This window comes from Stenotrophomonas maltophilia, from assembly GCF_039555535.1.
In the GTDB taxonomy this organism is placed as follows: domain Bacteria; phylum Pseudomonadota; class Gammaproteobacteria; order Xanthomonadales; family Xanthomonadaceae; genus Stenotrophomonas; species Stenotrophomonas maltophilia_Q.
Genome location: NZ_CP154630.1, coordinates 1,055,335 through 1,064,578, shown reverse-complemented (window position 1 = coordinate 1,064,578; position 9,244 = coordinate 1,055,335). Strand labels below are relative to the sequence as shown.

The window sequence follows — 9,244 nt, the reverse complement described above, 5'->3', positions numbered from 1 at the left end:
ACTGGAAGCGGAGATTCCTTTCCCCGCCATAAGTAAATACATTCAGCTGCTCGAGAGTTTCATCAGCACCAGGCCGGAAACGATCAGTACCGCCGCACCGATCCGCATCGGGCTGACCTGCTCGCCCAGGAACACGATGCCGACCACGAATGCGCCGACCGCGCCGATGCCGGTCCAGATCGTGTAGGCGGTGCCCAGCGGCAGGCTGCGCATGGCCACGGCCAGCAGCCAGAAGCTGGCGATCATGCCAACGATCGTGACCACGGTGGGGGTGAGCTTGGTGAAGCCTTCGGACTGCTTCATGGACACGGCCCAGACGATTTCCAGCAGGCCGGCGAACAACAGATAGATCCAGGCCATGACGGCCCTCCTCTTGGTAGGGCCAGGCCGTCCTGGTCATTGATTCCCGATGTGGGGGAGGTCGTTCCTCCAGGCCGGCATTCTAGCAACGGGGGCTGGCCCGGGGCGCCGTGGGCGGGAACGGGTTACAGCAGATTCAGCGCGTGAAGCTGGCGTCGATGCACCTGCCTGCGCTAGACTACGCGCCTGCCATCGGCCAGCCGATGCGCAGTCCGGCTGTGGTCTCTGGCGCATCGCGCGCTGCTTCCCCTGATCCGTGAACTGGCCGCCCACCGGGCGGCCAACGTCTCTATGGTGGCCCCGTCGGCCCCTCGCGACGCTAGGTCGAAAACCCCGCCAGGGCCGGAAGGCAGCAACGGTATCGATCGACGCGGGCGCCGAGGTCAGCCGGCGGGGCCACCGCCTTTTCTGCACTGGGGTCAGATCCCTTTGCACGGCAAAGGGATCTGACCCCGGCTTCACATGCTTCGCCCGGCATGGCCCAGCGCTACCGTGCCTCGGGCGTGCCCTGGTGGAACACCACCCGCCACCCCTGTGCGTGCCTGCGCCACAGCGAACTGCGCAGCACCCAGCCCTGCGGCTGGCCATCGAGGTGATAGCGGCTGCGATAACGCACCTGGGCCAGGTCCTGCGTCAGCAGCGAGACCGCGTACTGCTCCGATTCGATCTGCACCTGCGCCCGCTCCAGCGGAATCTCCGCCAACGCCGCTTCACGGCCGTAACAGCGGCCGGAACTGCCGATCTCGCTGAAATCCTCATCCAGCAGCGCCGCAAGACGCGCACGGTCACCGCGCACCTGCGGGGTGTGCAGTGCGCGTTCCAGATGTTCCAGTCCGGCGGCCAGCGCTGCATCCGCAGGCTGGGCCACGTCCGTCACGGCGGGTCCTGCGCCAGCACGTGCGGCGCGGTCGGGCTGGCCAGCGGCACGCACTGCCCCGGCTGTGCGACACGGTGCCCGCGCGCGGCCAGCGCCGCACCATCGGCCACGCTGGCGTAGTGGTACAGCATCATCCGTGCCTGCAGTTCCGCGCTGTACTCACGTTCCAGGTCGTCCACGCCGGTATGCGACGGGTTGCCGTGCAGGCCACAGTCGTGGGCGATCAGCTCGTTGTCGTTGGCGAAGCGGGCCAGCATCTCCGGAATCGGCCGGGTGTCACCGCTCCAGGTCAGCGCGCCCTGCAGGCGCAGGCCGTAAGCCGTCTCCGGCCAGTGGTGGCGTACCGGGAAGACTTCCAGGCGCACGCCCTCGTGCCAGAACGCCTCGCCCACCACGATCAGCTGGAAGGCATCCCAGAAGTTGGCACCGCCCTCGGCCAGCACGTTCGGATAGTCGCCGATGCGCTTGTGCAGCAGCGGCACCACCGTGGCCGGCACGTACAGGCGCACCTTGCCGCGGCGCTGCGTGCTGAAGAAGGTATCCACGAACAGCCGCTCGAAACCGGCCACGTGATCCAGGTGCACATGGGTGACGAACAGCGCCTGCGGCATGTGCCCGTAGTGGGCCTTGAACGCGGTCAGGCCTTCACCGCCACAATCGATGGTCAGCCACGGCCGGCCATCGCGCTCGATCACCGACATCGGCGAACCCAGCTCGACCGCCGACGCATTGCCGACGCCGAGGAAACGCAACGACCAGTCCATCAGGTGCCCCGGTTCCAGGCCATGTCATAGGCGCGGCGCAGCCGCGCGTAGTCCTTATGCACGTCTTCCACGCTGCGCTCGCCACGCAGCTTGATCAGCGAACGCAGCAGGCGCTTGAGGTTGCGCTCGCGCCAGGCGGTGGCCGGTATGCGGATCACCCCGCGGTCGAAGTCGATCAGCCAGCCGTGGCCGTTGCCATCGAACAGGATGTTGTGCGCGTTGAGGTCGGCATGGTCCAGGCCGGCACGGTGGAAGCGGGCGATCAACCGCCCGGTCTCCTCCCACGGGGCGCCGCGGCCGGCAACCAATGCGCGGTCGGCCAGCGAGCGCACGCCCTCGATCCGCTCCATCAGGATCGCGGCGCGGTAACGCAGGCCCTCGCGCATGTAGTACGCGGCGATCGGCCGGGGCACCGGCAGCTTCTTCTCGCGCAGGGCGCGCATCAGGCGGAATTCGGCAAAGCTCCGGGTCCGGTCCGACCCGCGCCAGAGGTACTGGTCATGGCTGATCTTCGCTGCCAGGCCGCCGCGCAGGTAGTGGCGCAGCACGCTGGCGCCGAACGGCGCATCAATGAACCAGGCGCTGCCGCGACCGCCCTCGCCGACCGGCCGGGCCTTGCTGCCCCAGTGCTGGGGCGAGAACAGGCCAACCTCGGCTTGCCGCAGCCGCTCGCGGTCGAACAGAATGGCCCCGATGCCGCGACCCTCGCGGCATGGCGTCAGCGCTTCATTGGCGTCGAATGCGACCATTTCATTGAGTCTAACAACACATGGCATCAGCGTCCTCCTCCTTGTGCCTCCTGCGCCTGTCCGCACTCGGCGACGTCACCCACGTGGTGCCCCTGGTGCGCACCCTGCAGGCTGCGCGTCCGGACACGCCGATCCACTGGATCATCGACAAGGTCGGCCACAAACTGCTCGACGGCCTGCCCGGCGTCACCTTCCACGCCTTCGACAAGAAGAGCGGCATGGCAGGGGTCAAGGAGCTGCGCAAACAGCTGCCACCGGGGCGTTTTGAAGCGCTGCTGCAGATGCAGGTGGCGTTCCGCGCCAACCTGCTGTCGGCCTTCATTCCCGCCGAGCGCCGCATCGGCTACGACCGCAGCCGCTCCAAGGACCTGCACGGGCTCTTCATCAACGAGCGCATCCCCGACCGCCCCGGCATCCATGTGCTGGACGCCATCGGCAGCTTCTGCGAGCCGCTGGGCCTGCGCCAGACCGAGGTCAGCTGGGATCTGGCCGTGCCGCAATCCGCGTACGAGTGGGCTGCGGCGCAGTGGCAGGACGATGGCCGCCCGGTGCTGATGATCTCGCCCTGTTCCAGCCACGTGCGCCGCAACTGGTACGCAGACCGCTATGCAGCCGTGGCCAACCACGCCGCACAGCGCGGTTGGCGGGTGGTGCTGTGCGGTGGCCGCAGCGAACTGGAGCGCAGCATGGCCGATGCCATCCAGGCGCAACTGCATACGCCAGCGCTGGACCTGGTCGGCAAGGATACGCTCAAGCAGCTGCCCGCCCTGCTCGCCCGCGCCAACCTGGTGATGACCCCGGACTCGGGCCCGATGCATATCGCCAACGCGATGGGCGCCAAAGTGCTGGGCCTGCATGCGGCCAGCAACCCGAACCGCAGCGGCCCGTACTCTGACCGCCGCTACTGCGTGGATCGCTACGACGATGCCGCGCGCAAGTATCTGGCCAAGCAGGCTGCCGACCTGAAATGGGGCACCAAGATCGAGTTCGACGATGTGATGGAACTGATCACCGTCGAAGACGGCATCGCGGCATTCGAACGTTACGTAGCGGACCACCTCACCTGAGTCGACGGATCATCGGTAGCGCCGGGCCACGCCCGGCGGATCCACCTCACCCGCGCTGCGCGTAGTCCTGGTAGGACTTCTCTTCCACGTACGCCGAGCCCAGCGCCAGGTTGATCGCCTTCTTGATCCGCGCACGCTCATCGTTGCGCAGGTAGACGCTGCGCGCCAGGTCGACAAAGCCCTGGTCGAACGCCTGCGCCTTCTCCTTCAGGCGGATGTCGTCCTCGATGTCCCACAGCTGCTCGTTGACCGCCTTCAGCTCGGCACGCAGCTTGGCGATGTCCTTCACCGCCGCCGGGTGCGCCATCCAGGTCTGCTCCAGCGCCGACAGCTCCCTGCGCACGTTGGCCAGCTTGCCCTCGTCGCTGATGCGCTCGGACTTGATCTGCAGGATCGAGATCTTGTCCAGCAGCTCGCCGAAGGACACGGGGACGAGGATTTCAGCGCTCATGGGGGGAAGGCTCCAGCAAGTGATGCGCACATGGTAACCCGCGCGGCACGAATGCTCCGCCCCGGCGCCTGCATGGGCGCCCGAGCGCGATGACTGGGGGAGAAACCCCTGCAGCTGCGTTAGCGGTCTGGAGAGGCGCCTGCCGCCCTCCACTCCTTTCCGTGGAATTCCGCATGCATCGATACCCCACCCTCCCCGCCCGTCGCGCCACCGTCCTCGGCAGCGCCCTTGTTGCAGCACTGCTCGGCATCGCTGCCGCGCCGCAGGCCCATGCCAGTGCCTTCCATGTGAATGGAGACACGCTCTACTACACCGGCAACGTGCTGGCGACCGATCCGCAGACGCTGGAGGCCTACGTCCTGGCCGCGCAGGCCCGTGGTACGCCGCTGCGCCAGGTGGTGTTCCGCAACTCGCCGGGCGGGGCCGCCTCCGGTGGCGTGGGCATGGGCGCCATCATCCGCCAGCATGGGCTGGACACCGTACTGGACGGCGGCTGCTACTCGGCCTGCGCCGACGCCTTCGTGGCCGGCGTCAAGCGCAGGGTGACGCAGTTCGGCCTGCTGCCGGCGCACGGCAACTACACGCAGACGGTGCTGGGCATCCATGGCGAATCCGGCCCGAACGGTCCTACCCCGTACCCGGGTCAGGACAAGTACATCAAGTACTACAAGGACATGTTCGGCCCGACCGACTTCGCGGTCATCGAAGCGCGCATCGTCCAGGCGCACTATGAACTGACCCAGCAGTCGGGCTTCCTGCGCTACTTCGACCCGAACGTGGCGGCCGTGGCCACGCGCTTCTGCCCCACCCGCGACCAGAGCGCGGCAGGCAACTGCACCGCATATCCCGGCGTGACCTTCTACAGTGATCGCGTCGTTACCGAAGCCGGTTACGTCCAGCCCGGCGACGTGCTCTCCATCGACAAGGAAGTGAGCGGAGACCTCAATCCGAACCTGGCCGTGCGCGGCCGTTACACCAATGCGCTGGCCAACCTGCGCTACTTCCAGCAATCGGCCCCGGACATCCGGCTGGACGACGCCTTCGGTGTGATCCGCATCGGCAAGGGCGGCGTCTGGTCGCTGGATTCCGCCTCAGCCGCGCAGTATGTAGTGGCCGATGGTGGCACGCTGCGCCTGCAGCAGAATGGCTGGATCCACCACGCCGAAGCCATCGGCGCCCGCAATGGCGGACGCATCGAACTGCAGCAGGGCGCACTGCGCAGCCTGACCGTGATCGAACGCGGCGGCGTGCTGACCGGCAACGGCTCCTTGAACGCCACGATCGACATCAACGACGGCGGCACGCTCGCACCGTCCGGCATCGTCATGCGCCCGTACTCGCTGGAGGCGCTGGCGCCCGGTGGCGACGACGTGTTCACCAGCGAGCGCTTCCGGATCGGCAAGGGCCGCTACATCAACCTCAAGGACGGCGCGAACCTGGCCTTCCAGGTCGACAGCCAGCGCACCGCGCCGGCACTCACGCTGGAAGAAGCCCGCTACTTCCTGGTCGATGAAGACCCGCAGGCGGGTGACTACAACCTGTTCGGCAACATCAACCGCACCGTGCTGAGCATTGCCCCCAGCGCCAGGCTGACACTGGACGTCAAGCAGGCGTTCTTCCCGGCCGGGCAGCAGAACCACCTGGTCGGGACCCAGGTGGATGCCAGCGCCCTGCAGCTGCCCGTCGCCCCCTGCGGCCCGTCGAACGGTGAGTACGCTGGCCTGTGGTGCCGCACCGCTACGCCCGACACCCTGACCCGCGCAGCGCCGGTGTCGGACTTCATCGAAGGGCGTTTCCAGTACGTCGAGCGTAGTGGCGAAGCCGGCAGCGCGGTCGACCTCACCGCGCCCGGCGCGGTGTTCCGCCCCCGCCACAATTCGCTGCTCAGCTTCGCGGTCAACCAGACCGGCAGCGGCATCTGGTTGACCGCCAATCCCTCCTTCGACGACACCCGGCTGTTCGGCAATGCGCAATCCGGCGACGGCCTGGGCCTCGCGCTGCAGCAGGCGGCCGCGCAGCGCACGCCGTCGATGAGCGGACTGCTGGGCGCCCTGCAGTTTGCTGACCGCGATGACATCACGCGCCAGGCGGGAGCCCTGCGCGGTGACGCGCATGCCAGCCTGCGCCTGGCCGACAACGCATTGATCGGCAGCATCGGCAATGTCGTACAGCAGCATCAGGCCGCTTCGCGCAGCGGTGGCGATGCTGATGGCCTGGCGGCACAGGCCGCGCAGGCGGCCTCGGCGCAATCGGCGATGACCGGCAATCGCCTGTTCAACCAGCTGGCGATGCACCTGGTCGCACCGGCAGATGCGGGCAGTGACGCGGGCGACGCCGGACGCAACCACAGCTTCTGGGCGCGGGGGTTCGGCAGCCACGGCCGGATCGACGCTGACGGTGGCGTCGCCGGCCTTAGCCACACCATCGGCGGCATCGTGCTCGGTGCCGATACCCGCCTGGCAGACGACCGTGTGACACTGGGCGTGAGCCTTGCCGCGGCCGACATGTCGACCAAGGCCAGCGAAGGCGCAGGATTCACCGGTGATGTCCGCGCGCTGGATGTCGGCGCCTACATGGATGCAGTGTATTCGCGCGGTTATCTGTCCGCCGCCGTCCGCTACACCGACCTGCGCCACGACACCCGCCGCAGCATCGAGGGCATTGAAGGCCTGCAGGGACCGCTGCGTGCGAAGTACAGCAACGACGCGATTTCCGCACGCGTGGAGCATGCGTTCTCGTTCACCACCGGCAACGGCGTGGTGATCCAGCCGCTGCTGCCGGTGATCGACTACACGCGCACCTCGGCCACGCGCTTCAACGAAGGCCAGGATGCGGCCGCACTGGTCGGCCGCAGTGGCAGCCTGGAGAGCATCCGCGTGGGCGCAGGCCTGCAGTTGTTCAAGACCTTCGACGGCAACAACGGCGAGCGCATCACCCCGCGTGCCCGCGTGCTCTGGCAGAAGGAGCTGGGCGATACCCAGGCCCGCTACAGCAACGGCTTCACCGCCGCCCCGGACCTGCTGTTCGGTGCCAGCAGCCAGACCGTCGGCGAGCAGGTGCTGGCCTGGAACCTCGGCATCACCAGCCGCGCCAGCAAGCGCCTGTCGGTGATGGTCGACTACGTGGGCGAACGTCGCGACGGCCAGACCCAGAACGGCATCCAGCTGGGGCTGGGCTACACGTTCTGAGCACACGCCATTCGCACAGGGCATGGTTCCCCACTCTGTGCGAATGGCCTCCCCTCGCACGCCATGCGTGGATCCATCGCGTGCTTGGATGGCCTTCACTCCCACACCACGCGAATGCGCCTCCCGGTAGATCCACGCCATGCGTGGATGGCCCACAGGCGTGACATTGAATCGTCGGGTGGAACAAGCCCCTCTGTTGAGGGGCTGCCCCGACAGGGGCGGGGAGAGGCAGGCAAAGGGAGGGGCCCACGCGTTGCGCAGCAACGTGTGGGGCGACGCGCGAAACGCGCGTCGCGTCCCGCGCCAGATAAAGAAAAAGGGCTGCCTTTTGGCAGCCCTTTTTCTTTATCTGGCGGAGAGGGGGACTGCCATAGATCCGTCCAAGGAAATCCAGTGGCATCGCAAATAACATATATTTGCCATTTATTTTCAATGGCTTACAAGTGACATCATCCAGCACCGTCCAGCAACACCCATCACCACCCAACGCGAAATGGCATACCAGATGGCATACTGGATGGCATACCAGATGGCATACCAGACACCCATGGCACTGCTTACCGACATCAAAGCCAGAAGCACCACTCCCGGGAGCACAGCACTGCCACACGGCGGAGTCCCCGGCCTAAGCCTGCATCCTTCACGCACAAAGAAGGGGCAAGGTAAGTGGGTCCTACGCTACGTGAGCCCTACCACTGGCAAACGCCGCAATGCAGGCCTCGGCAGCTACCCGCATGTGAGCATCGCCCTTGCCGGCAAGCTGGCTCGCGAAATGCGCGAAGAGATTGCACTTGGGCAAGATCCCCTGGCGACCAAGGCGCCCGCAGTTGCTGCACCCGTGATGCCAACCTTCCAAGAGGCGGCAGAACAGGTACATGCCGAACTCAAGCCAGGGTGGAAGAATGCCAAGCACGCCCAGCAGTGGATCAACACGCTTACCGAGTACGCCTTCCCCAAGATCGGCTCCTTGCCGATGGACCAACTTCAGCCCCGTCATATGGCCGATGTCTTGCGCCCGATCTGGCTGGAAAAAGCGGAGACCGCTTCCCGGGTAAAGCAGCGTTTGCATGCCGTGATGGCCTGGGGCTGGGCGCACGGGTTCAACCAAGCCAACCCTGTGGATGTAGTCACCCATCTGCTACCGGTACAACCCAGCAAGACGGTCCGACAAGAGCACCAACCTGCCATGCCCTGGACTGACATCCCGGCGTTTGTCAAAACTAGACTGGTGGATACATACGAGCTAGATGTCACCAAACGTGCGCTGCTGTTTTTGATCTTGACCGCTGCGCGCTCTGGCGAAGTCAGGGGAATGACTTGGGATGAGGTCAATTTGCGCAACAAAGTCTGGATCATTCCTGCCGATCGCATGAAAGCCAGCCAGACCCATCGAGTCCCACTCTCTGAGCAAGCCATCACTTTGCTGCAGGTACAGGTAGGCAAGCACGATCATCTGGTCTTCCCATCGATCCATTCCCGAACAGTCCTCTCGGACATGACCCTAACTGCGCTATTGCGCCGCCTGAAGGCCCACAGCGATAGCGACAAGCGGATAGCCACCGCGCACGGCTTCCGGTCAAGCTTTCGCGACTGGTGCAGCGAGGAAGGCTATGCTCGGGATCTTGCTGAACGCGCGCTGGCCCACACTGTCCAAAACAAGGTCGAAGCTGCCTATCACCGCACCGATCTGCTGGAGCAACGACGCCCCATGATGCAGGCATGGGCTGATTTCATCCTCCCCAGACCTGCTCCGGACTGAACCGCCCCGACTTTCTTGGAGGCCATTTG

At 66.0% G+C, this 9,244-nt stretch carries 8 protein-coding genes and 1 other RNA gene; 4 read left to right on the top strand and 5 right to left on the bottom strand.

Annotation, left to right across the window (positions count from 1 at the left end; genetic code table 11):
* Positions 1-42: 42 nt before the first annotated feature.
* Positions 43-360 carry a DMT family transporter gene (locus AASM09_RS04875; protein WP_005408286.1) on the bottom strand — a complete coding sequence of 106 codons (318 nt, stop codon included), beginning with the start codon at positions 358-360 and terminating at the stop codon, positions 43-45.
* 300 nt (positions 361-660) lie between these two features.
* Between AASM09_RS04875 and ffs the strand changes: the two genes are divergently transcribed.
* Positions 661-757: signal recognition particle sRNA small type (gene ffs / locus AASM09_RS04870), an RNA gene on the top strand.
* Positions 758-847: 90 nt separating this feature from the next.
* Here ffs and AASM09_RS04865 read toward each other — a convergent pair.
* Genes AASM09_RS04865 through AASM09_RS04855 form a run of 3 tightly spaced genes read right to left on the bottom strand, consistent with a single transcriptional unit; the run spans position 848 to position 2,750 of the window.
* Positions 848-1,237 (bottom strand): DUF4440 domain-containing protein, encoded by a 390-nt coding sequence (locus AASM09_RS04865; RefSeq protein ID WP_049430211.1) that lies wholly within the window; start codon positions 1,235-1,237, stop codon positions 848-850.
* Positions 1,234-2,001 carry an MBL fold metallo-hydrolase gene (locus AASM09_RS04860; RefSeq protein ID WP_049430213.1) on the bottom strand — a complete coding sequence of 256 codons (768 nt, stop codon included), beginning with the start codon at positions 1,999-2,001 and terminating at the stop codon, positions 1,234-1,236. Before AASM09_RS04860 ends, AASM09_RS04865 begins: the two co-directional genes overlap by 4 nt.
* Positions 2,001-2,750, bottom strand: a complete 750-nt coding sequence (locus AASM09_RS04855; RefSeq protein ID WP_049430215.1) for a 3-deoxy-D-manno-octulosonic acid kinase — start codon at positions 2,748-2,750, stop codon at positions 2,001-2,003. The genes AASM09_RS04860 and AASM09_RS04855 overlap by 1 nt, the downstream gene beginning before the upstream one ends.
* 20 nt (positions 2,751-2,770) lie before the next feature.
* On the opposite strand from AASM09_RS04855, the gene AASM09_RS04850 reads away from it, so the two are divergent.
* Entirely contained in the window at positions 2,771-3,817 is a 1,047-nt protein-coding gene (locus tag AASM09_RS04850; protein ID WP_049430218.1) for a glycosyltransferase family 9 protein, read from the top strand.
* A gap of 46 nt (positions 3,818-3,863) precedes the next feature.
* Here AASM09_RS04850 and AASM09_RS04845 read toward each other — a convergent pair whose 3' ends face one another.
* Positions 3,864-4,268 carry a DUF6165 family protein gene (locus AASM09_RS04845; protein ID WP_049430220.1) on the bottom strand — a complete coding sequence of 135 codons (405 nt, stop codon included), beginning with the start codon at positions 4,266-4,268 and terminating at the stop codon, positions 3,864-3,866.
* A gap of 173 nt (positions 4,269-4,441) precedes the next feature.
* Here AASM09_RS04845 and AASM09_RS04840 point away from each other — a divergent pair, with 173 nt between their 5' ends.
* Positions 4,442-7,456 carry an autotransporter domain-containing protein gene (locus tag AASM09_RS04840; RefSeq protein WP_343368826.1) on the top strand — a complete coding sequence of 1,005 codons (3,015 nt, stop codon included), beginning with the start codon at positions 4,442-4,444 and terminating at the stop codon, positions 7,454-7,456.
* A 493-nt stretch (positions 7,457-7,949) separates the two neighbouring features.
* Positions 7,950-9,215 carry a tyrosine-type recombinase/integrase gene (locus AASM09_RS04835; protein ID WP_337778018.1) on the top strand — a complete coding sequence of 422 codons (1,266 nt, stop codon included), beginning with the start codon at positions 7,950-7,952 and terminating at the stop codon, positions 9,213-9,215.
* Positions 9,216-9,244 lie beyond the last annotated feature (29 nt).

Bases quoted from the DNA above. Each gene is read 5' to 3' on its own strand.
- AASM09_RS04875 (WP_005408286.1), bottom strand. From the start codon at position 360: ATGGCCTGGATCTATCTGTTGTTCGCCGGCCTGCTGGAAATCGTCTGG.
- AASM09_RS04860 (WP_049430213.1), bottom strand. From the start codon at position 2,001: ATGGACTGGTCGTTGCGTTTCCTCGGCGTCGGCAATGCGTCGGCGGTC.
- AASM09_RS04855 (WP_049430215.1), bottom strand. From the start codon at position 2,750: ATGGTCGCATTCGACGCCAATGAAGCGCTGACGCCATGCCGCGAGGGT.
- AASM09_RS04850 (WP_049430218.1), top strand. From the start codon at position 2,771: ATGGCATCAGCGTCCTCCTCCTTGTGCCTCCTGCGCCTGTCCGCACTC.
- AASM09_RS04845 (WP_049430220.1), bottom strand. From the start codon at position 4,268: ATGAGCGCTGAAATCCTCGTCCCCGTGTCCTTCGGCGAGCTGCTGGAC.
- AASM09_RS04840 (WP_343368826.1), top strand. From the start codon at position 4,442: ATGCATCGATACCCCACCCTCCCCGCCCGTCGCGCCACCGTCCTCGGC.
- AASM09_RS04835 (WP_337778018.1), top strand. From the start codon at position 7,950: ATGGCATACCAGATGGCATACTGGATGGCATACCAGATGGCATACCAG.